Source organism: Kitasatospora sp. NPDC040550, assembly GCF_055594965.1.
Genome location: NZ_JBVIWC010000002.1, coordinates 128409 through 149942, shown reverse-complemented (window position 1 = coordinate 149942; position 21534 = coordinate 128409). Strand labels below are relative to the sequence as shown.

Here is a 21534-nt window from a genome sequence, read left to right as displayed (position 1 = left end):
GCGCGGCCTCTCCCCCGGGGCCGGACTCCCCGGCCGGCGGCATCCCCCGGGCGGCCGCCTCAGTACCCGGCGGTGAACCGCCGCTGGACGAAGGGCCGCGAAGGCCCGTCGGGTCAGGAGGCGGCCGATGCCTGGGCGGCGGACCCGCCCGCCGCTCCCCCGGCGAGGCGGGAGGCCAGGTCTTCGGCCAGGCGGGCGGGGTGGCCCCGGCGGCGGCGGGCGAGGGCGAGGCCGAGGTGGCGGCGGGGACCGGGTTCGGCGAGGGGGAGGGCGACCAGGTCGGGGTGCGGGGCGAGGCCGATCTCGGGGATGAGGGCGATGCCGATCCCGCCGCGGACCAGGGACTGGGCGAACTCGTAGTCGGTCGCGGTGCAGGAGATCCGCAGCTCGACGCCGGCCAGGGCGGCGTAGCGGGCCAGCTGGCCGGCGGACTTGCGGCAGCCCAGGATCCAGCGCTGGTCCGCGAGTTCGGCCAGGTGGGGCGGCTCGGGGCGGTCCCGGTAGCGGATCGCGGCCGGGTGCCGGGCGGGCAGGACGACCCGGAGCGGGTCCGCGCCGAGCGGGGTCCAGTCCAGGCCGGAGCGGTCGCCGGGGCGGCTGGGCGGCGGCCCGTCGAGGTGGTAGGCGAGGGCGAGGTCGGCCCGGCCTTCGCGGACGGCGGGCAGGCTCTCCTCCGGTTCGGCCTCCAGGACGGTGAGTTCCACCTCGGGGTGGTCGGCGGCGAAGGCGGCGAGTGCCGCGGGCAGCAGGCGGCGGCCGCCGCTGGCGAAGGTGGCGATGGTGAGGGCGGTCCGTTCGGCGGTCAGCCGGTCGATGCGCTGCCGGGTGTCGGTGAGTTCGGCGGCGATCGCGTCGGCGGCCTCGACCAGGAGGCGGCCCGCGTCGGTGAGGGTGACGCCCCGGGTGGAGCGCTCCACGACGGGCGCGCCGAGGCCTCGTTCCAGTGCGGCGACCTGCTGGGAGACCGCCGAGGGCGTGCAGTGCAGGGTCCGCGCCGCCTGGTTGAAGCTGCCGCGGCGGGCGACCTCCCGCAGTACGGCCAGCCGCTGGACGTCGATCAACAGTTCTCCTTATGACGGTGGCTCCAGCCCGACACTACTGCTGTCGTCGGGTTCACGGCAGGCTGACCAGCGAAGCCGACCCGCAGACGACGGGGCGACACGGTGGGGACGGCACGGTACGGAACCGGGCCCGGCAGAGGGGATCGAGACGATGGACGTGTGCGTGATCGGCGGGAGCCGCTACTTCGGGAGGCAGTTGATCGAGGAGCTCCGTGACACGGGCGCGGCGGTGACGGTGGTCAACCGCGGCTCGGCCCCCGCCCCGCACGGCGTGACCCACCTGCGCGCCGACCGCGACGACGAGGCCGCGCTGAACGCCGCGCTCGGCGACCGGCGCTTCGACGCCGTCGTGGACCAGGTCTGCTACACGCCCGTCCAGGCGGCCGTCGCCGCGCGGGTGTTCGCCGACCGCACCCCGCGCTACCTGCTCACCTCCACCGTCGAGGTCTACGCCCACCTCGGCCGCCCCGGCGGCGCACCGCTGCCGGAGCAGGCGCTCGACCTGTCGGCCGAGCGGGTGGATCTGCAACTCCCCTGGTCCGAGCCGGAGTTCCGGTCGGACCACTACGCCGAGGGCAAGCGCCAGGCGGAGGCCCTGCTCACCCGGCTGGCCCCCTTCGACCTGGTCACCGTCCGCACCGCGCACGTCCTCGGCGGCGCCGACTTCACCGGGCGGCTGGCGCACTACGTGGAGCGGATCGGGCGCGGACTGCCGGTGGCCGTGCACCCGTCGCCGCAGCGCGCGTCCTTCGTCCACGCGCCGGAGATCGCCCGGTTCCTGGCCTGGGCCGCGCGGGCGGACTTCACCGGCCCGGTCAACGCGGCCTCACCGGAGGCCCTGGACGTAAGGGAGTTGTCCACCGTGGTCGGCCAGGTGGTCGGCCTGGAGCCGGAGTTGACCGTCGCCGGTGCGGGCGGGTCCCACTCCCCGTTCTCCTTCGACCGCTGCTACGCGATGGATACCGGCCGGGCGGCCCACCAGGGCTTCCGCTTCTCCCCCGTCACCGACTGGCTGCCCCAGGCCGTCAAGGAGGCCCACGCATGAGCACGCTCTCCGCAACTCCCGCCACCCGCCGGATCGGTGGCATCGGCCTCGGCGCCATCGGCCTCGGCGCGATGCCGCTGTCGGTCGAGGGCCGCCCGGCCGAGGAGCAGGCCGTCGCCACCGTGCACGCCGCCCTGGACGCGGGCGTGACGCTGATCGACACCGCCGACTCCTACCACCTGCACGCGGACGAGGTCGGCCACAACGAGCGCCTGGTCGCCCGTGCCCTGGCCGCGTACGGCGGCGGCACGGACGAGGTGCTGGTGGCGACCAAGGGCGGGCGGGGGCGCCCCGGCGACGGCAGCTGGACGGTCGACGGCGACCCGCGCCACCTGCGCCGGGCCGCCCGGGCCTCGGCCGCGCGGCTGGGCGTCGAGGCCATCGGCCTCTACCAGCTGCACAAGCCCGACCCGGCGGTGCCCTTCGCCGATTCGGTCGGCGCGCTGCGCGAGCTGGTGGACGCGGGGACGGTCCGGCTGGTCGGCGTCTCCAATGTGGACTGTGCGCAGATCCGCACCGCCCGGGAGATCCTCGGCCCGCACCTGGTCTCCGTGCAGAACCGTTTCTCCCCGGCGTACACCGCCACCCAGGACACCCTCGACCTGTGCACCGAACTCGGCCTGACCTTCCTCCCCTGGAGCCCCCTCGGCGGCATCTCCGCCAGCGCCGTCGACGATCCGGGGGCCACCGCACCGGCGACCGACACCCCCTTCCACGCCCTCGCCCGCGCCCGGGGCGTCAGCCCCCAGCAGGTCTGCCTGGCCTGGCACCTCGCCCGCTCCCCCGCCGTCCTGCCGATCCCCGGCGCCCGCCGCCCCGCCTCCGTCCGCGACTCCGCCGCCGCGGCCGGACTCGTACTGACGACCGAGGAACTGGCGACACTGCAGCTGTCGTCGCACACACTACGGCCGTAGTGAGGAGCGGAGGGCCGTCCGGTCGTCCGGGCGCGGCATATCCGCTGGTGATCCACGGCCACGCCCGGTAGTACTGGGCGGCATGTCGCACAACCTCGTCTTCCCGCTGCTCCGCACCCCCGATCTCGACGCCGTCTTCGACCTCGCCGACCGGCTCCTCGCCCTCGGTGCCGTCGCCGAATCCGAGCAGATCGACGGCACCGAGATCCGGGTCACCGCACCGAGTCGGGCGGGGCTGCGACAGCTGCTGGCGGCCGTTCCGGAAGCCCGCGTCCACCCGCGGATCAGGGAGGACGCGGAGACGCCCGGGGACTCCCCCCTCCCGTTCGGGGGCTCCTACAGCATCGAGCTCGAACTCCCCACCCCCCGGCACGCGCGCAAGGCCGCGCATGCGCTCCTGCGCGTCCAGGACCGCCTCCAGGTCCACTGGAACGACCTCTGCTGGCCGGCCGTGCCCGCACTCGGACTGTCGCAGACCTGGAACCACGCCCACCTCCAGGTCAACACCCACCACGAGGCCGAGGACCTCGAGCACCCCTGGACGCCGCACCACGTGCTCTACCTCCACGCGGGCGACGACATCCACGCCGAGTGGCTGGCCGCCCAGGTCGGCGCGACCCTCATCGGCGAGCCGTACCTCTACTGACCCCGGCCGCCAACGGGCCCGGAGGGCCACTGCGCCCCCGACGCCCCCGACGGCCCCGGCGGCCCCGGCGGCTCAGGCCTCCGCTTCCATGACGGCCCGCTCGGCCGCGCTGCGGAGCACGCAGAACTCGTTGCCCTCGGGATCGGCGAGCACCGCCCACCCGGCGCCGTCCGGCTCGCGGCGGTCGGCGACGAGGGTGGCGCCGAGCGCCAGCAGCCGGGCCACCTCCTGGTCGCGCGGGCCCTCCGGGCGCAGGCACAGGTGGAGGCGGTTCTTGACCGCCTTGGGCTCGGGCACCTGACTGAAATACAGGACCGGGCCCTCCGTGAGCATCACCGCCACCTCCTCGTCCCCGGGCCGGTCGTCCGGGCCGAGCGGTCGGCCCGTCACCTCACTCCAGAAGCGCGCCAGCTCATAGGCGTTCGCGCAGTCGACCGCCACGTTCTGCAAGACCGAGACCATGCGCCCGAGCCTCCCCGATTCCCGCACCGGGCGCCACCGGGTTCCGCACGGTGCTCCGCACACCCGCCGCCCCGCCGACCGCACCCGGGGCGCGCCCCGGGAACCATCCGACCGGGTACCCAAGTCCTGTACGGAGTGAATCCCGATGCAGCAGCCCAGAACCCGCAGGCCCGCCCCCAGATCAACCAGGTCAACCAGATCAACCGCAGGCGACTGCTGTTGAGCGCGGCGGGCGGCATCGGCGCGCTCGCCGTCGCGGGCGGGGCCCGCTGGTGGGCGGACCGGGACACCGAGCGCGGCCCCCGGCTCTGGAGCACGACGGCCGCGACCGGGCGGCTCGTCCTGGCCGACGGCCCGCAGCGGGACCTCTACGTCTCCGGGTCCGACGGCAGCCTGCGCGCGCTCGACCCCCGCACCGGCACCGTCCGCTGGAGCCGGGCGGTCGACTCGCCGGACGCCGTCTCCGCCTACACGGGCGGCCGCCCGTCGGCGGCGGGTGACGGCGCGGTCTACTCGGCCACCTCGACCGGGCTGCAGGCGTTGGACGCCGCCACCGGTGAGGTGCGCTGGCAGGTGCCGGTGCCGGAGTGGGCCGAACTGCCCGCGGAGCGGGCGCCGCTCGCCGTCGGCGGCGGTGCCGTGTTCGCGGTCCACGGGGGCGCACTGCACGCCCACGACCCGGCCACCGGCGAGACGCGCTGGAGCAGGACATCGGGCGCCGGGGACTTCCTGGCCGCCGACGGCGACACCGTGTACACCGGCGGGGTCGGGGTCCGCGCCTTCGACGCGCGCACCGGCGAGCAGCGCTGGGTGCAGGAGACCGTCCCCGATGTCAGGAGCACCCCCGTCGTCCACCGGGGCGCGGTCCTGTTCACGTACTCCCTCGGCACCGCCACCACCACCTGGGTCTGCTCACTGGAGGCGGCCACCGGCCGGGTGCGCTGGCAGCGCATGCAGCACGGCGCGACCAACTGCCCGCTGTCGGCGGCGGACGGGACGGTCTGCTTCCTCAGCGGAACGCACCTGGTCGGGATGGACACGGAGACCGGTGAGCCGCGCTGGACGGCCACCGTGACCCTGGGCCTGGGCCGCGGCGAGAGCTCGATGACCGCCGCGAACGGCGTCGCCTACGTGGGCACCAACGACGACCGGCTGTTCGCCTTCGACCTCGCGACCGGCCGCCCGCGCTGGCAGGACGCCCCGGAGAAGCTCCGCTCCGGCACCGAGTTCACCTACGTCTCGCTGGCCGCCGCCGGCTCCACCGTCTACCGCAGCAGCCGCACCGGCCTCCACGCCCTGGGCAGCCTGACCTGAGGCCGTCCCCGGGGACCGGCCCGCAGGCCTCATCCGACGGTACGGGCGAAGCGCATCGAGCAGCGGCGGTGGGCTCCGTCGTCACTGTAGGTCCGCTCCGCCAGCCGCCACCCGGCCGCCTCGATCCGCTGGACGTAGAGCGCGAGGTTCCGGTCGGGATGCGCCGGGTGGAGGCGGATGCTCCGGTGGTGCTCGGCGTCGCCCCGCTCCCAGCACCAGGCGGCATGGCTGTCCACGGGGCCGAGGCCGCTGGGCACGTGTCGATCCATGCCGGCGATCGTAGGCATGGCCGCGACGTTCGAGCACCTGGCTTTCTCGTCCGCGCCGCCCGGAGGCCCGCCCGGGCGAGGAGCGCCTCGGCCTGCTCCCGGGCGAGCGCGGACGGGGCGGGGCCGGCGCGACACCCGGTGGGCGCGGAGCCGGTCCTGGGCTGTCGGCGCGGCGAGCCCGGAGTCCAGGTCCGTGGAAACGCAGGATGGATCGGCGCGCGTCGGAGCGGGCCGGCTGTCGGTCCGGCCGAGTACGTTCCGCCGGAGGCGGGCGGTGTCGGGAACGACGAATGACGGAGGTGGGGCACGGTGGCGACGTACGTACTGATCCACGGCGCGGCGGCGGACGCCTGGTACTGGGGGCCGCTGGCAGCCGAGTTGCGTGACCGGGGCCACGAGGTGATCGCGCCGGACCTACCGTGCGAGGACGAGTCGGCCGGGCTCGCCGAGTACGCGGACGCGGTGGTCGGGGCGATCGGCGACCGGTCCGAACTCGTCGTCGTGGCGCACTCGTTCGGCGGTTTCACCGGGCCGCTGGTGTGCGCGCGGGTCCCGGTGGATCTGCTGGTCATGCTCCAGGCCCAGATCCCGGCCCCGGGCGAGACGCCGGGCGCGTGGTGGGACGACACCGGGTACGGCGCGGCCCGGGAGGAGGCCGACCGGCGGCGGGGCGTTCCCGAGGGCACCGAGGAGGACCCGGTCGCCCTCTACCTGCACGACACCCCTGCGGAAGTCGCGGTCGAGCTGCTGACGGATCATCAGCGAATCCAGGCGGCCGCCCCGTTCGGCGACCCGTGGCCGCTGGACGCCTGGCCGCAGGTGCCGACCAAGGCCCTGCTGTCGGCCGGTGACCGGTTCTTCCCGGTGGAGTTCATGCGGCGGGTGGCGGTCGAGCGGCTCGGCGTCGAGCCGGACGAGATGCCCGGCGACCACCTGCCGATGCTCGGCCATCCGGCGGAACTGGCCGAGCGCTTGGAGGCGTACCGCGCCGCGCTGTAGCAGCCCTGGCGCGCGGGAGGAGTGGTTCACGGGCGCGAGGTACCGCGGGTCCGGCCATGGCGGGGTCACCCTGCCCCACCTGCGCCGTCCGGATGAAACACCGTAACCACGCGGGGCGACACCTCCGGGCCGTGGACGAACGACGCCGCCGCACACCTAGCTTCGCGGCTGAGCGGGCCCGGCCGAACGGGCTCGCGACTCCCTCGAATCCAGGAGTAGCAGTGCGCATCGCCCACCAGGCCGTCGCGATCCTCGCGGCGGCCGCTTCCGTCTCCGGCCTCACCGTCCTCAACTCCGGCGCCGCGGCGGCAGCCGTCCCGGTCACCGCCTCGCTCCAGGTCCAGAGCGACAACACCGACCTGGACGAGTACCTCGGCACCACCGTGCTGACCCGGGACCCCGGCCTCACCTACCAGAACTGGACCCTCACCCCGATCGGTGACGGCTCCTTCACCATCAAGGGCACCCACTACGGCAAGTGCGTCGCGAGCAACGGCCTCGGGGCGAACGTCACCCAGAAGACCTGCAACGCGAACGACCTCGCCCAGCGGTGGTACCTGGACCCGGGCCAGGACTCCACGGCCATCGCGAGCGCGAAGTACCTGGACACCGTCCTCCAGGCCAACGGTCTGGACCGGCCCGCCACCACCGAGTTGTCGCTCGGCACCACGAATCAGCAGTGGACCGCCTACGCGAAGTGACGCCCTCTCTGGCACCGGCCCGCCGCCACCGAGCGGCGGGCCGGCGCCGCACCCCGCCCGGCGATCCTTCCTCACCCTCGTGACCGCCACTGCTGCGCTGTCCCAGTGAAACGCCGGAACCAGTTGGCTCACCCCCATCGAGTCGTCCACAAACGACCCTCCTCGCACCCCTAGCTTCACGGCCGGGCGAGCCCGTTCCGGGCCCGCCGACCCTTCGAACTAGGAGAAGCAGTGCGCATCACCCAGAAGGCCGTCGCCACCCTCCTGGCGACCGCCTCCCTCATCGGCGGCGCCGTGCTGAACTGCGACCCGGCTGCGGCCGCCGTCCCGATCACCGCTTCCCTCCAGGTGCAGAGCGACAGCACCAACCTGGACGAGTACCTCGGCAGTGAGGTCTGGACCCGCGACTCCGCGCTCACCTGGCAGATCTGGACGTTCTCCCCGCTCGGTGACGGCAGCTACACCATCAAGGGCGACCACTGGGGCAGGTGCATCGCCACCAACGGTCCCGGCAAGGCCGTCACCCAGAAGGCCTGCAACCCGAACGACCTCGCCCAGCGCTGGATCATGGAGCCGAGCGTGGACGCCACCGCGATCGCCAGCGTGAAGTACCAGGACTACGTCCTCCAGGCGAACGGGGCGGACCAGAAGGTGACCGTCGAGCTGTCGATCGGCACCTCGAACCAGCAGTGGACCACGTACCAGAAGTAACGATTCACCCGGCCCCGGCCCGCCGCGCCCACCGGCAGGCCGGCGCCATCGCGCTCGGCCCCGGCGCGTCCAGAGGCCCCGCGACTCCTCCCGCCGCGCGGCCGCCCCCGGAACGGCGGCGAGGGCCCGACGCCGTGCGACGGCGTACCGGAGGGCCCTCAGGCCAGCCCCGGGTGGATCAGCCGGCCGTGGTGGATCAGGGAGGCCGCCTGCTTGAGGCGGCGCACGCGGACGCTGATCTCGTAGCCGCGGATGCCCTCGATGCGGGCGAGACGGTTGCTCAGGTAGCGGTAGAAGTCCGGGGTGTCCTTGCAGAACACCACGGCCATGATGTTGTGCCGGCCGCTGACGGCCACGGCGACGGCGACCTCGTCGTGCCGGCTGATCTCCTCGCCGATCCGGTGCAGCGCGGACAGGTCGACCTGGAGCCAGAGGGTGGCGTTGAGTTCGTAGCCGAGCCGCTCCGGCAGGGTGTCGATGTCGAAGACCAGGGAGCCGGAGGACTCCAGGGCCTCCAGGCGGCGGGCGACACGGGGCTTGGACCAGCCGGTGACCTCGGCGAGGCGGGTGTGGGAGGCGCGGCCGTCCTCGGCCAGGGCGGCCAGCAGGGGGAGGTCCTCGTCGGTCGGGGTGAGCGGGGGGCCGACGGGCTCGGGGCGCTCCCCGGCGAGCTGACGGACCTGTTCCTCGGTGAGGGAGCCCTCGCCGCCGGTCCAGCCGGCCGTGCGGTCGGTGCCGAAGGGGTGGATGAGCAGGTCGACGCTCATGTCGAGGACGGAGGCCGCCTTGGGGAGCTGCCGCAGCAGGACGTCGTCGCGGCCGGTGCCGGCCGGTGAGCGGATGATGCAGTTGATCTCCGACCCGCCGGAGGCGATGCCGACGTAGGCGACGTCGGGCCTGCGGGCGAGGGAGTCGGCGAGCGGGTCCACGGCGTCGGGGCGGCAGCGCAGCCGGGCGATCCACTCGGCCTGGCCGTGCGCGGCCGGGGAGCTCAGGCCGACGACGCGCAGGACGCCGTTGCGGCGCAGCGCGGTGTAGCGGCGCGCCACGGTCTGCTCGGACACCCCGATCACCTCGGCGAGGCGGCGGAAGGGGACCCGCGGACCGTAGTGGAGTCCGTGGATGATCGTGCGGTCCAGGGCGTCGGGCATGGCGGAATCATCACACGGGCACGACCGGAATGGATGTTTCGCACTGCATTCCGAGATCGTTCGGAGATCCTCGGCCCGCCGGGGTGAAGCTGGTCGGCGGCTCCGCGGTCGACCCGGCGGCCGGTGCGGTCCGCGCGGCCCGGCCGGTGCGCCCGGCCCGTGAGCGGGCGCGCGCCGGACACGGCGGCGCTCTCACCGCAGCCGGTGCCCGTACGGGCATCTGCGCACCCGGTGCCCGTACGGCACCTCCGCAGCCGAAGGAAGACCTCCGTGAACTCCGCAACGATGCCAGGCGGCCCCAGGACCGGACGGGGCGTCACCCTCGTCATGGCCTGCCTGGGCGTCTTCGTCGCCTACCTGCCCGTGACCACCGTGTCGGTCAGCCTGCCAGCGATCCAGCGGGCGCTCGGCGCCACCACCGCCCAACTGTCCTGGGTGTCGGACGCGTTCGTGCTGCCGATGGCCGCGCTGATCCTGACCACCGGCGTGGTCGGCGACGTCCACGGCCGCAAGCGGGTGTTCCAGGCGGGCATGGCGCTGTGCGCGGTGGGCGCGGCGGTCTCGCTGGCCTCCGACTCCGTCCAGGTCCTGTGGGCCGGGCAGGCCGCCTCCGGCCTCGGCGCGGCCGCGCTGCTGCCCACCACGCTGGCGCTGATCAGCCACGCCGTGCCCGACCACCGGGAGCGCGGGAAGTTCATCGGGCTGTGGGCGATGTCCCTGCTGGCCTCGCTGGCCGTGGGCCCGCTGATCGCGGGCGTGCTGCTGGAGCACGTCGCCTGGCGCTGGATATTCCTGCTGCCCGTCCCGGTGTCGCTGGTCGTGCTGGCCGTCGCCGCGTTCCTGCTGCCCGACTCCCGCGCCCCGCACGGCCGTCGGCTCGACTGGCCGGGCCAGATCAGCGCGGCCGTGGCCGTCACCGCCGTGGTCTACGGCGTCATCGAGGGCGGCGCGAACGGCTTCGGCGAGCCCGCCACGGTGGCCGCCCTGGTGCTGGGCGCGCTCGCCGCGGTCGTCTTCGTCGCCGTGGAGCGGCGCAGCCCCAGCCCCATGATCGACCCCGCCCTGTTCCGCAGCCCGGCCTTCACCGCCACCTCGCTGGTCGCCATGATCAGCTTCCTGGGGCTGATCGGCTTCTTCTTCGTGCTCAGCCTGTACTTCGGCCTGGTGCAGCACCTGACCACCCTCCAGGCGGCCCTGCGGATGGTCATGGTGACCGGGGCGTCGCTGGCCGCCAGCCTGCCCGTCGGGCGCCTGATGCACCGGGTGTCCGCCCGGGTCCTGATCACCTCCGGCCTGGTCGTCACGGCGGGCTCGCTGCTGTCGCTGACGAACCTCGACGCCCACACCGCCTTCGGCTCGATCGCCTGGCGGCTGCTGCTGCTCGGACTCGGCCTGGGCGCCGTGCTCACCCCGATGACCGCCACCGCCGTCTCCGCCGTCCCGCACCACCTGGCGGGCATGGCCGCGGCCGGCAACAACGCCTTCCGCCAGGTCGGCGGCGCCCTCGGCCCGGCCGTGCTCGGCGCCCTGCTGACCACCCGGGCCGTGGACGCGCTGCCCGCCCGGCTCGCGGACGCCGGGGTGCCCGCCACGACCGCCGGGCACGTCGTCGACGTCGCCCGCGAGCAGGGCCTCGGCGCCGTCGCCGGACTGGACCTCGGCCCGGCCACCGGCCAGGCCCTGACGGCGCTCAGCGGCTCCTTCCTGGACGGCCTGCGGCTCTGCCTGGTCGTCGCGGCCTCGCTCGCCCTGCTGGCCGCCCTCGCCTGCGCCGTGCTGCTCCGCCCGGCGGCGCCCCGGAGCCCGGCGGCGCGCACCGCCCCGGCCGCCGACCGGGAGCCGGTTCCCGCTCCCTGACGCCTCCTGAGGCCCGCTGACGCTCCGTGGCGGGCCCCGCCCCGCCGTCGTCCCCTGGCTTGACGCCGTCGAGGACCTCGGCAGGAAGAACGGACTGTTGGTCTGCCTGCACCAGATGCGCCATCCTGAGGACTTCGCCCGGTTCGCCGACCGACCCGAGCGGCCGGGACCACCACCGGGGAGGAACGACGGCATGTACGAGTCCGAGCAGGCCTGGCGCGAGGTCGACGCCTACTTCGTCGACACCCTCGTCCCCGAGGACGACGCGCTGGTGCAGGCGCGGCAGTCCGGCGGGGCGACGACGATGCCGCAGGCCGAGGTCGCCGCGAACCAGGGGAAGCTGCTGGCCCTGCTGTGCGGGATGAGCGGCGCCCGGCGGGTGTTGGAGTTCGGCACGCTGGCCGGGTACAGCACCATCTGGCTGGCCCGCGCCGTCGGCGCGGACGGCCACGTCACCACCCTGGAGCTGGAGCCGCAGAACGCCGCGGTCGCGGCCGACAACCTGCGTCGGGCGGGCGTCGCCGAGCGGGTCGACATCCGCACCGGACCGGCGCTCAAGTCGGCCGAGCAGCTGGTCGAGGCCGGCACCGAGCCGTACGACTTCGTCTTCATCGACGCCGACAAGCCCAGCAACCCCGCCTACGTGAAGGCCTCCCTGGCGCTGACCCGCCCCGGCAGTGTGATCGTCATCGACAACGTGGTGCGCAACGGCGCCGTCACGGACCCGGACAGCGGGGACGACCGGGTCCAGGGCGTGCGCACCGTCCTCGCGGACATCGCCGCGGACGACCGCCTGGAGGCCACGGCGCTCCAGACGGTCGGCTCCAAGGGCTGGGACGGCTTCACCGTCGTCCGCCGGGTGCGCTAGCCCCGGACGCGGCAGCCCCGGGTGCGGCAGCCCCGGGTGCGGCAGCCCGGGGCCCACCGGCCCGGACGGAGAGGGCTCAGAAGCCTCAGAGGGCGGGCACGATCATCGCCGTGAACGGGACGGTGGCGGCGAGGCGCTCCTCCAGCAGCTCCCGGTAGGCGTCCGACGCGTAGGCGGCCTGGGCCTGTTCGACGTCGGCGAAGCGCAGCACCACGGTGGAGCTGCCGCCGGGCGGGCGACCGCCCTCGCCCAGGTGGACCGTCCGGTCGGTGCTGGCGACCAGCTCCGCCGGACCCAGCAGGACGGCGGCGGCGCCCTGGCGGTAGGCCTCGAAGCGCTCGGGGTCGGTGACGTCGTAGTTCAGGATGAGCAGGGCGGACACGTCGGCTCCTCGTCAACCGTGCGAAGGGGCCGGCCCGTTGGACGGCCCGTACCCCAGTGTCCGCCGTCGCGGACGGCGCCCTACGGGCGGGGTCCACCGGGGGGCGGGGCCTAACCGCGGCGCGCCCCGCGCTTGCTCTTCGCCCGGACCCGTTCGCGCAGCAGGGCTTGGTAGTGGCCGGAGGCGTCGCCGCCCAGGTCGAGGAGCTCGCAGATCTCGGCGACCGCGTCGGCGTCGTCCGCGCTGCCGGTGAGGCCGAGTTCGAGCAGGCGCCAGAAGCCCTGCTCGACCAGGCCCCGGCAGGCGTCACCCACCGGCCACGTCCCCGGGCTCCCGCCGAAGTCCGCCCATCCGACGGCCACCTGGGCCACGGTGTCCAGCAGTTCGCGCCGGGCCACCGCCGGCGGCTCACCCGCCAGGGCGGCCATCAGCACGGCGACGGCGGGCGGGCTGCACTCGGCGAGCCCCCACTCCGACTGGACGTGGCCTTCGAGCGCGTACCCGAAGAGGTCCGCGACGGTCTCGGCCGTGAGGACGGCCTCGAGCAACAGCGGCAGGTGCTCCGCCGAGTCCCCGCACACGCACCGCAGCGCGGCCCAGTCGTGCCGGGCCAGTTCGGCGCGGACCAGCGGACTCATCTCCATGGCCCGGGATCCTACGACGCGGCTCCCGGTCGGGAACGCGACGGGGCCCTGGTCGCCCGGGAACGCGACGGGGCAGGGCCGACCGGAGGGAGTCCGGTCGGCCCTGCCCCAGCAGGGTGCGCCGCTCAGGAGGCGCTCCGCGGGCGTCAGTTCATGAAGGTGACGTCCCAGTGGCTGCCCTCGTTGGCGAAGATGTTGCCGGAGGGGGCGGTCCACAGGTCGGCGCCGTCGCCGCGGGTGCCGCTGTGCGAGAAGTTGCCGTGGATGTAGTTGGTGATGCAGCTCGTGATGCCGAAGTCCAGCTTGTAGCCGGTGCCGTGGCTGTAGGTGCCGCTGGCGTGGCCGGCCTCGGTGCCACCGGTGATGTTCACCGCGCAGTTGCTGGCGCGCTTGAAGTTGACGGCGCCGTCGGCCGAGGCGCGGCGCAGGCCGTCGAAGGAGGTGCAGCTGCTGTTGGTGCGGTCCGAGCAGCCGCCCGAGGACGACCAGGTGATGCCGGCGGCCGAGAAGATCGAGGCGGCCTGCGACTGGGTCAGCTTGTCACCGGAGCCGCCACCGGAGCCGCCGGTGCTGCCGCCACCGCCGAGCAGGGCGGCCCAGGTCATCGGGCCGGCGATGCCGTCGACCGGGTTGAGGCCGGCGGACTGCTGGAAGGCGCGCACCTTGCCGTCGGTGCCGGGGCCGAAGGCGCCGTCGACGTCGAGACCGGCGCCGTGGGCGTTCAGCTGGACCTGGAGGGCCTTGACGGCGTCGCCGTTGTCGCCGTTGCGGACGGTGACGATCAGCTTGGACCAGGTGTCGCCGCCGACGATGCCGTCGACCGGGTTCAGGCCGTTGGCGCTCTGGAAGGCCTTGACCTTGTTCTCGGTGTCGGGGCCGAAGGCCCCGTCGACGCCGGTCCCGAAGCCGCGGGCCGACAGCAGGTACTGGACGGTGGTGACGTTGTCACCGCGGTCACCGTTGCGGACCAGGGGCCAGCTCGCGGCCTGGGCGGCCGGAGCGACGAGCATGGCCGCGAGCAGCGCGGCGAACATCGCGGCGATGATGGCCGGGATGCGTTTCATGACGGTTCCTCACTGACTGAGCGCGGAGCGCGGGAGAGGGAAAGCGGCGGCGCCGGACGGCCGTCGGCCGCGACCGGCCGCCGTGGGGAGACGCTAGGAGCGGTCGACGGCGTCCCGCTAGGGCTTCCCCGTCCCTGGGACGCCGTCCGCCCCGGGACGGGCCCGCGGCCCGGGCACCCCGGGCGTCCCAGGGACGCGCCGCACGGCGACGGCCCACCGCCGGGATGGCGGTGGGCCGTTGCGACACCGGCTGCCGGCGGTGAGCTACCGGCTGCCAGCTTCCGGCGGTCAGCCACCGGCGGTCAGCCACCGGCGGTCAGCTGTCGGCCGCCGAGGGAGGCACCACGGCCATCGCCGTGCCGCCGGTGACCCGCAGCAGCTCCTGGTACGTCATCGGCACCACGGTGTGCGGGTGCCCGGCCGCCGCCCACAGCACCTCGTACGGCCGCAGCGCGGTGTCGACGACGGTGCGCAGCGGCGCCGGGTGCCCGGTGGGGGCGACACCGCCGATGGCCTGCCCGGTGGCCTCGCGGACCTGGTCGGCGGAGGCCCGGGTGATCCGGCCCGCGCCCAACTCCGCCGCCAGGTGGGCGGTGTCGACCCGGTGGGCACCGCTGGTCATCACCAGCAGGGGTTCGCCGTCGCAGCTGAACACCAGGCTGTTGGCGATCGCCCCGACCGCGCAGCCGAGGGCGGCGGCGGCCTCGGCCGCCGTACGGGCGGAGTCGGGCAGGACGACGATCTCACCGGCGACACCGGCGGCCGCCAGCGCCTCGGCGACCGCGACGCTTCGTGCGGGAAGGGGTGAACTCATCGCCCCATCATGCCCTTCCGCGTCCGGAGGCCGTACCGGGCGCCGTTCCCGACGCCGTGCCGGGCGCCGTACCGGATGCCGTGCCGGACGCCGTGCCAACGGCGGCGCCCGCGGGGTCCGCCCGGTCGGCGGCGCTGAGCACCGCCCGTACGCCGGCCGTGAGCACCGAGGCGTCGCGTCCGACGCCCCAGACCACCGCGCCGTCGCCCGCCCGGGCCTCGACGTAGGCGATCGCGTCCGGGCTGCCTCCGACCTTGTGCTCGGTGAAGGAGAGCACCTCCACCCCCACCGCGTCCGCGACGGCGTCCACCGGCCCGGCGCCGCTGCCCGGGCGGCCGTCCACCTCGGCCAGGCCGCCGTCGACCCGCCAGGCGCGGGCGGCGCCGGCGTCCAGGTACTCGGCCCGGAACAGCGCGTACAGCTCCTCGCCGGTCACCTCCCGTCCGCTGTCGTCGGTGGCCTCCTGGACGACCCGGGCGAACTCGATCTGCAGCCGCCGGGGCAGGTCCAGTCCGGCGGCGCTCTGCAGCAGGTAGGCGATGCCACCCTTGCCGGACTGGCTGTTGACCCGGATCACCGCCTCGTAGTCGCGCCCGAGGTCGGCCGGGTCGACCGGCAGGTAGGGCACCGACCAGGGCGCCTCCCGTTCGGGCAGGCCGAGTTCGGCGGCGACCTCGGCGTGCCGGGCGAAGCCCTTCTTGATGGCGTCCTGGTGGGTGCCGGAGAAGGCGGTGTGCACCAGGTCCCCCGCGTAGGGGTGGCGCTCGTGCACGGGCAGCCGGTTGCAGTGCTCGACGGTGCGGCGGACGGTGTCGATGTCGGAGAGGTCGAGCATCGGGTCGACGCCCTGGGTGTGCAGGTTGAGCGCCAGGGTGACCAGGTCGACGTTGCCGGTGCGCTCGCCGTTGCCGAACAGGCAGCCCTCGACCCGCTGGGCGCCGGCCAGCACGGCCAGTTCGGCGCAGGCGACGCCGGTGCCCCGGTCGTTGTGGGGGTGGACGGAGAGGATCACGCAGTCGCGCCGGGCCAGGTGGCGGTCGACGTACTCGATCTGGTCGGCGTAGACGTTGGGGGTGGCGATCTCGACGGTGGCCGGCAGGTTGTGGACCACGGGTCGGTCGGGGCTCGCGTCCCACAGCTCGGTCAGGCCGTTGCAGACCTCCAGCACGTAGTCCGGTTCGGTCAGGTTGAACACCTCGGGCGAGAACTGGAACCGCAGGCCGTCCCGGCCGTCGCCGAGCCGGGCCATCCGCTCGGCGGCCGCGGTGATCAGCGCCCGCAGTTCGGCCCGGTCCTTGCCGAGGACGACGTCCCGCCACAGCGGCGCGGTGGCGGTGTAGAGGTGGACGACGACGCGCGGCAGGCCCTGGACGGCCTCGAAGGTGCGGTCGATCAGGTCGGCCCGGGCGGCGGTGAAGACGACCACGGTGACGTCCTCCGGCACCGCCCCGGGCGTCTCGGCGAGCCGGCGCACGAACGCGAAGTCGGTGCGGCTGGCGGAGGGGTAGCCGACCTCGATCTCCTTGAAACCCATGGCCAGGAAGAGGTCGAACATCCGCTGCTTGCGCGCCGGGTCCATCGGTTCGGCGAGCGCCTGGTTGCCGTCGCGCAGGTCGACGGGCACCCAGAGCGGGGCCCGCTCGATCCGGCGGCCGGGCCAGCGGCGCAGCAGGGCGGGCACCTGGACCCGTTCGTGGGCGGGGCGGTAGCGGTGGGAGGGCATGGCGCCGCCGCGCTGGGGGTTCCAGGCGGGGGCGTCGGCCGGGGTGGGCCCGGCGGGGGCGTGCAGGGTCGGGAATCGCATCGGGTGTCCTCGGGGGTCCTCGACTCGGGTGCCGGAACCGGGCCGTCGGGGTCGGATTCCCGGGCTGGTTCCGGAGACCGGCAGGACGGCGCCCCGCAGCGGGGTGCCGGTCAGGTCACGCCCCGCTGCGGCCACCAAGAAGGAGAGCGCTCCACGGCTGCATGCCGGGTAGAGTAACCACGACCGAAGTCCTCAGACAACCTGACAGGTGACGACGATGCCCCCGCTCCGCCCCTCCCACCTCGCCGCCCAGGCCGCCGAACTGATCGAGCGGCGGATCCGGTCGGGCGAGTGGCCGGTCGGCGGCAGGCTGCCCGGCGAGGTCGCGCTCGCCAAGGAGCTGGGCGTCGGCCGCTCCACCGTCCGGGAGGCGCTGCGCACCCTCGCCGCGGCCGGGATGGTGCGCGCCCGCCAGGGCGCCGGGGTGTTCGTGACGGCCGACCGCCCGACCGCCGGGGACTGGGCCACCCGGCTGCGCGCCGCCGAGCTGGCGCACGTCTACGAGGTGCGGACGATGGTCGAGGTGCAGGCCGCCCGGCTGGCCGCCGAACGCCGCACGGAGACCGACCTGGCCGCCGTGGACGCCGCGCTGGCCGCTCGCCTGACGGCCGGCGAGGCGGACGACACGGTCTTCGTGGACGCCGACATCGCGCTGCACACGGCGATCGTGGCCGCCGCCCACAACCCCGTCCTGGACGACCTCTTCGCCCAGTTCGCGCCGGTGCTGCGGGAGCACCTGGTGGCCCTGGTCGGGCTGCTCGGGCTCCGCGAGGGGGATCCGAACCAGGGGTACGACTCGCACGCGGCGCTGGTGCGGGCACTGCACGAGGGCGATCCGGCGGCGGCGGGGCGGGTGCTGGCGGCGGAGCTGGAATCGACGCGCTCGCGGCTGCTCAGCCCCCACTGAACCCACCGGCGGCCGGCACCGCCGAACCCGCCGGCGGCCGGCGCCGCTGAACCGATCTGCGGCCGGCCCCGTAGAACCCATCGACGGTCCTCGCCGAGGCCGCCGACGGGGGCGAGCGGGCCTCCGGAGGGGGCGTCACACAGTTTTCACACCGCGGCCACCCAACGGCTCCGGCCGCGGGCGACACTGTGTCAGGCAGGAGCAAACCCGGCTGCTTCGGACACAAACGGTCAACGCGGGGGTGACATTGTGTCCAGCTGGTGCACAAGCACCGCGCAGGTGGCACACGGGCTTTCACTCCAATCACACGATATGACTAGTATCGCTTCGTCAAAAGCCCGTGCCCGGACGGCCCGCCCCTCACCGGCCGGCCGCCAGCCCCAAGGAGTCTGCTCTGCGCGCGCGTGCGAATCGGCGGCCCCCGACGCCGAAGACCCCCCGCAGGCGTCCACGCCTGTCCCTGCGGACTGCCCTGCTCGTCCTGGCCGTCGTCCCCAGCCTGGCCCTGGTCGCACTCTGGGCGGTGACCAGCGGTGAGACCGTCTTCGACTTCCAGCGCCAGGCCGCCCAGGGCATGCTCGCCCAGAAGGCCGGCCAGCCGTCCAACATCGTCTACTACAACCTCCAGGAGGAGCGCCGGCTCAGCGCCGAGGCGCTCGCCCGGCCCGGCAGCAACGCCGACCAGCTGCGCCACCAGCGGCAGCTGACCGACGACGCGGTGCGCCAGTTCCAGACGCTGTCCGGCGAGACCGCCGACAACGCCCCCGACGACGTGCGCACCGCCGTCGCCGAAGCGCGGCAGGCCATGGGCAAACTGGCCGAGGAACGGGCCGCCGTCGACAAGGGCACCCTCGACCAGCAGGCCGTCTTCACCTACTACACCGACCTCATCGCCGTCGACCTGCGGCTGTTCACCGCGCTCAGCCACGTCGACGCGGGCGAGGTCACCTGGGTGTCCAAGACCCTGGTCAACTCCTTCTGGGCCAAGGAGATGCTGGCCCGCGAGGACGCCATCCTGGCCCGCGGCTGGCCCACCGGCCGGCTCAGCACCGCCGACTACCAGCAGATCCAGCAGCTGATCGGCGCCCAGGACCACCTGTTCACCGTCCAGGTCGTCCCGTACGTCCCGGACGGCGAGGCCGCCGCCTGGCACGAGCTGATGAACAGCCCCGCCTGGCAGGCCAAGACCGCCGTCGAGCAGCAGCTCACCCGGCCCACCGCCGCCGAGTCCAACGGCACCGTCAAGCTGCCCGCCGCCCAGGACCAGTGGCGCCAGGCCGTCGACCAGCTCAACCCCCAGCTGGTCAAGGCCATCGAGGCCCGCACCGGCGCCATCGTCGAGGTCGGCAAGGGCACCATCCTCGGCCTGCTCACCCGCGTCGTGCTGACCGCCGTGATCGGCCTGATCACCGTCGTCGCCGTGGTCATCGCCTCCTGGCGGCTCAGCCGCTCGCTGCGCCGCCGCATCAAGGAACTCCACACCCAGGCCGAGGAGATGGAGCGCACCCTGCCCGAGGTGGTCGACCGCCTCGGCCGCGGCGAACAGGTCGACACCGAGGCCGCGAGCCGCGCCGTCACCACCGGCGAGCACGGCAACGGCACCGACGAACTCGCCCGCCTCGGCCAGGCCCTCAACCTGGCCCGCTCCGCCGCCCTGGAGGCCGCCGTCCGGCAGGCCGACCAGCACCGCGGCTTCGAGCGGCTGCTCCAGCGCATCGCCCGCCGCACCCAGCTGCTGATCGGGCGCCAGCTGCGCAAGCTCGACGAACTGGAGCGCAAGCACGAGGACCCGGAGATCCTGGAGGGCCTGTTCGACCTCGACCACCTCACCGCCCGCCTGCGCCGCTACGAGGAGAACCTCGTCATCATGGCGGGCGGCCAGCCCCAGCGGCGCTGGCGCAAGCCCGTCCCGCTGCTGGACGTGCTGCGCTCCGCCCAGGGCGAGGTGCAGGACTACCGGCGGATCATGATCGACGTCGAGGGCCACCCCTGGCTCTCCGAACGGGCCGTCGGACCGGTCGCCCACGTGCTCGCCGAGCTGATGGAGAACGCCACCACCTTCTCCAAGCCGCCCACCCCGGTCGAGGTCCGGGCCGCCATGGTCGGCCGCGGCCTCGCGGTCGAGATCGAGGACCGCGGCCTCGGCATGGACCCGGGACAGTACGACGCGGCCAACGAGCTGATGAGCCGCCCGCCGCGCACCGACGTGCTCGCCCGGGCCGACGACATCCGGCTCGGCTTCCACGTTGTCGCCCGGCTCGCCTCGCTCACCGGGCTCAAGATCGAGTTCCGGCCGTCCGCCTTCGGCGGCACCAGGGTGGTCGTACTCGTCCCCGACGAGCTGGTCATCGACGGCGACGCCGGACTCCCGGACGCCGCCCCCGTCGAACCCATCCCGCTGGTCCGGCGCTCCCGCCGGGCGGTGCGCTCCGCCTCCGACGAAGCGGCGCAGCCGGTCGTCGAGGTCGGGCCGCCGGTCGCACCGGTGGACGCCTTCGGGCAGCTGCCGGGTGGGGACGGCGGGCTCGTCGGCGTAGGCGGCGTAGGCGGCGTCGCGGTCGCCGGGGTCGCCGGGGTAGTCGGGGTCGTCGCGCCGAGCGGGGCCGGCCTCGGCGCACCGACCGGGACCGTCGCTCCGACGCAGTCCGTCGCCCCGGCCTTCCCGGAGCCGGGGCCGTCGGAAGGCCCGTTCCCGGCGGCACCGTTCCCGGAAGCACCGTTCCCGGAGGCACCGTTCCCGGAAGCACCGTTCCAGCCGCAGCCGCCGTACGAGCAGGCGCAGCAGCCGTACGGGCAGCCGCAGTCGTACGAGCAGCCGATCCAGCACAGCTCCCCCGTCGACCCGGCCCCGGCCTACGCCGCCGCCCCGGCCGGGGCGCAGCCCGCCACCGGCACCACCACCCCCGCGCCGGAGGCCCCCGCCTACCCGGACATCGCCTACGCCCGGGTCACCGAGGCCGAGGCCCCGTACGCCGACGAGCAGTACCGCCCGGCCGACCACTACCGGCTGGCCGAGCGGCGCCGGCACCGCGAGTACCCCTCCGCCGTGCCGGTGAGCCAGGTCGAGGGCGGCCAGCCGCCGCTGCCCCAGCGCGTCCGCCAGGCCAGCCTGGCCGCCGAGCTGCGGGTGCCCCCGTCGACCCGGCAGGAGTGGGTCGACCCGGCCGCCGGGCAGCCCGCCGGTACCCCGCCCCACCAGGCGGACCGGCCCGGCCCGGCGGAGCGCGCCGAACGGCCCGTCCGCCGCTCCGGGGCCGCCATCGGCGCCTTCCAGCGGCAGTCCCGCGCCGCCCGCGCCCAGGACAGCGGCGAACACCCGCTGCCCGCCCGCACCACCCCGCCGGCTCCCCCCGCCCTGCCCGCCGGTCCCCCCGCCCCCGCGTCGGCGCCCTCCCCCTGGGCCCTGCCGGCCGCGGAACCCCGAACCACACGAACGGATGACCAGTCATGAACCGCACGATCGCCACCCACCAGGACCTGGACTGGCTGCTGGACGGACTCGTCGACTCGGTGCCCGGGACCCGCAACGCCGTCCTGCTCTCCGACGACGGCCTCGTGGTCAGCCACTCCCGCTCCATCGAGCGCGCCGACGCGGAGCGCCTCGCCGCCGTGGCCACCGGCCAGCAGTCGCTCGCCCGGGGCGTCGGCCAGCTCTTCGACGGCGGGCCGGTGCACCAGGTGATCGTCGAACTCGCCGAGTGCTGGCTGTTCGTCATCGCCGCCGCCCAGGGCACCCACCTGGCCGTGGTCGCCTCCCAGGAGGTCGACGCCGAGGTGATGTCCGTGGCCATGCACACCCTGGTGCAGCAGGTCGGCCAGAAGCTCACCACCCCGGCCCGCGCCGAGGGCGCCCCCGCGTCCTTCGACGTCTTCGCGTCCCGGAACCGGGGGTGACCGGGGTGGGGCCGCACACCGGCGAGG

General features: G+C 74.7%; 21 protein-coding genes. 12 read left to right on the top strand and 9 right to left on the bottom strand.

Features of this window, described 5'->3' with window-relative positions; genetic code table 11:
• Positions 1-113 precede the first annotated feature (113 nt).
• Positions 114-1061, bottom strand: a complete 948-nt coding sequence (locus tag ACZ58X_RS03460; RefSeq protein ID WP_470332012.1) for a LysR family transcriptional regulator — start codon at positions 1059-1061, stop codon at positions 114-116.
• Positions 1062-1212: 151 nt separating this feature from the next.
• On the opposite strand from ACZ58X_RS03460, the gene ACZ58X_RS03455 reads away from it, so the two are divergent.
• From ACZ58X_RS03455 to ACZ58X_RS03445, 3 genes are all read left to right on the top strand, one after another.
• Positions 1213-2106 (top strand): NAD-dependent epimerase/dehydratase family protein, encoded by an 894-nt coding sequence (locus ACZ58X_RS03455; RefSeq protein WP_470332011.1) that lies wholly within the window; start codon positions 1213-1215, stop codon positions 2104-2106.
• A complete protein-coding gene (locus ACZ58X_RS03450; protein ID WP_470332010.1) occupies positions 2103-3020 on the top strand; it encodes an aldo/keto reductase in 918 nt (305 codons plus the stop codon). The genes ACZ58X_RS03455 and ACZ58X_RS03450 overlap by 4 nt, the downstream gene beginning before the upstream one ends.
• 82 nt (positions 3021-3102) lie before the next feature.
• Positions 3103-3666 carry a hypothetical protein gene (locus ACZ58X_RS03445; RefSeq protein WP_470332009.1) on the top strand — a complete coding sequence of 188 codons (564 nt, stop codon included), beginning with the start codon at positions 3103-3105 and terminating at the stop codon, positions 3664-3666.
• A 72-nt stretch (positions 3667-3738) separates the two neighbouring features.
• On the opposite strand, the gene ACZ58X_RS03440 is transcribed toward ACZ58X_RS03445, so the two are convergent.
• On the bottom strand, positions 3739-4128 hold the full coding sequence (locus tag ACZ58X_RS03440; RefSeq protein ID WP_470332008.1) for a VOC family protein: 390 nt from the start codon (positions 4126-4128) through the stop codon (positions 3739-3741).
• Between the two features lie 135 nt (positions 4129-4263).
• Between ACZ58X_RS03440 and ACZ58X_RS03435 the strand changes: the two genes are divergently transcribed.
• Positions 4264-5442, top strand: a complete 1179-nt coding sequence (locus ACZ58X_RS03435) for an outer membrane protein assembly factor BamB family protein (RefSeq protein WP_470332007.1) — start codon at positions 4264-4266, stop codon at positions 5440-5442.
• A 29-nt stretch (positions 5443-5471) separates the two neighbouring features.
• Here the strand turns inward: ACZ58X_RS03435 and ACZ58X_RS03430 are convergent, their stop codons facing one another.
• Positions 5472-5711, bottom strand: a complete 240-nt coding sequence (locus ACZ58X_RS03430) for a hypothetical protein (protein WP_470332006.1) — start codon at positions 5709-5711, stop codon at positions 5472-5474.
• 309 nt (positions 5712-6020) lie between these two features.
• Here ACZ58X_RS03430 and ACZ58X_RS03425 point away from each other — a divergent pair, with 309 nt between their 5' ends.
• From ACZ58X_RS03425 to ACZ58X_RS03415, 3 genes are all read left to right on the top strand, one after another.
• Positions 6021-6710 carry an alpha/beta fold hydrolase gene (locus tag ACZ58X_RS03425; protein WP_470332005.1) on the top strand — a complete coding sequence of 230 codons (690 nt, stop codon included), beginning with the start codon at positions 6021-6023 and terminating at the stop codon, positions 6708-6710.
• 221 nt (positions 6711-6931) lie between these two features.
• Complete coding sequence (locus tag ACZ58X_RS03420; protein WP_470332004.1) at positions 6932-7411, top strand: RICIN domain-containing protein; 480 nt, start codon at positions 6932-6934, stop codon at positions 7409-7411.
• A 231-nt stretch (positions 7412-7642) separates the two neighbouring features.
• Positions 7643-8122 (top strand): RICIN domain-containing protein, encoded by a 480-nt coding sequence (locus tag ACZ58X_RS03415; RefSeq protein WP_470332003.1) that lies wholly within the window; start codon positions 7643-7645, stop codon positions 8120-8122.
• A gap of 158 nt (positions 8123-8280) precedes the next feature.
• Here ACZ58X_RS03415 and ACZ58X_RS03410 read toward each other — a convergent pair whose 3' ends face one another.
• On the bottom strand, positions 8281-9273 hold the full coding sequence (locus ACZ58X_RS03410) for an Lrp/AsnC family transcriptional regulator (protein ID WP_470332002.1): 993 nt from the start codon (positions 9271-9273) through the stop codon (positions 8281-8283).
• Positions 9274-9558: 285 nt separating this feature from the next.
• On the opposite strand from ACZ58X_RS03410, the gene ACZ58X_RS03405 reads away from it, so the two are divergent.
• Entirely contained in the window at positions 9559-11130 is a 1572-nt protein-coding gene (locus ACZ58X_RS03405; RefSeq protein WP_470332321.1) for an MFS transporter, read from the top strand.
• Between the two features lie 193 nt (positions 11131-11323).
• Positions 11324-11998, top strand: a complete 675-nt coding sequence (locus ACZ58X_RS03400; protein WP_470332001.1) for an O-methyltransferase — start codon at positions 11324-11326, stop codon at positions 11996-11998.
• Positions 11999-12083: 85 nt separating this feature from the next.
• Here the strand turns inward: ACZ58X_RS03400 and ACZ58X_RS03395 are convergent, their stop codons facing one another.
• From ACZ58X_RS03395 to ACZ58X_RS03375, 5 genes are all read right to left on the bottom strand, one after another.
• Positions 12084-12380 (bottom strand): DUF1330 domain-containing protein, encoded by a 297-nt coding sequence (locus tag ACZ58X_RS03395; RefSeq protein ID WP_470332000.1) that lies wholly within the window; start codon positions 12378-12380, stop codon positions 12084-12086.
• Positions 12381-12490: 110 nt separating this feature from the next.
• On the bottom strand, positions 12491-13024 hold the full coding sequence (locus ACZ58X_RS03390) for a hypothetical protein (RefSeq protein ID WP_470331999.1): 534 nt from the start codon (positions 13022-13024) through the stop codon (positions 12491-12493).
• 146 nt (positions 13025-13170) lie between these two features.
• Complete coding sequence (locus ACZ58X_RS03385) at positions 13171-14088, bottom strand: peptidoglycan-binding domain-containing protein (RefSeq protein ID WP_470331998.1); 918 nt, start codon at positions 14086-14088, stop codon at positions 13171-13173.
• Positions 14089-14404: 316 nt separating this feature from the next.
• Positions 14405-14902 (bottom strand): YbaK/EbsC family protein, encoded by a 498-nt coding sequence (locus ACZ58X_RS03380; RefSeq protein WP_470331997.1) that lies wholly within the window; start codon positions 14900-14902, stop codon positions 14405-14407.
• A 7-nt stretch (positions 14903-14909) separates the two neighbouring features.
• Complete coding sequence (locus ACZ58X_RS03375) at positions 14910-16706, bottom strand: 2-isopropylmalate synthase (protein ID WP_470331996.1); 1797 nt, start codon at positions 16704-16706, stop codon at positions 14910-14912.
• Between the two features lie 217 nt (positions 16707-16923).
• Between ACZ58X_RS03375 and ACZ58X_RS03370 the strand changes: the two genes are divergently transcribed.
• The 3 genes from ACZ58X_RS03370 to ACZ58X_RS03360 all read left to right on the top strand — a co-directional run bounded on the left by ACZ58X_RS03370 (position 16924) and on the right by ACZ58X_RS03360 (position 21507).
• Positions 16924-17613 (top strand): FadR/GntR family transcriptional regulator, encoded by a 690-nt coding sequence (locus tag ACZ58X_RS03370; protein WP_470332320.1) that lies wholly within the window; start codon positions 16924-16926, stop codon positions 17611-17613.
• A gap of 523 nt (positions 17614-18136) precedes the next feature.
• Positions 18137-21064, top strand: coding sequence for a sensor histidine kinase (locus tag ACZ58X_RS03365; protein ID WP_470331995.1), 2928 nt, complete (start codon positions 18137-18139; stop codon positions 21062-21064).
• Positions 21061-21507, top strand: coding sequence for a roadblock/LC7 domain-containing protein (locus tag ACZ58X_RS03360; RefSeq protein WP_470331994.1), 447 nt, complete (start codon positions 21061-21063; stop codon positions 21505-21507). Before ACZ58X_RS03365 ends, ACZ58X_RS03360 begins: the two co-directional genes overlap by 4 nt.
• The last annotated feature ends 27 nt before the right edge of the window (positions 21508-21534 follow it).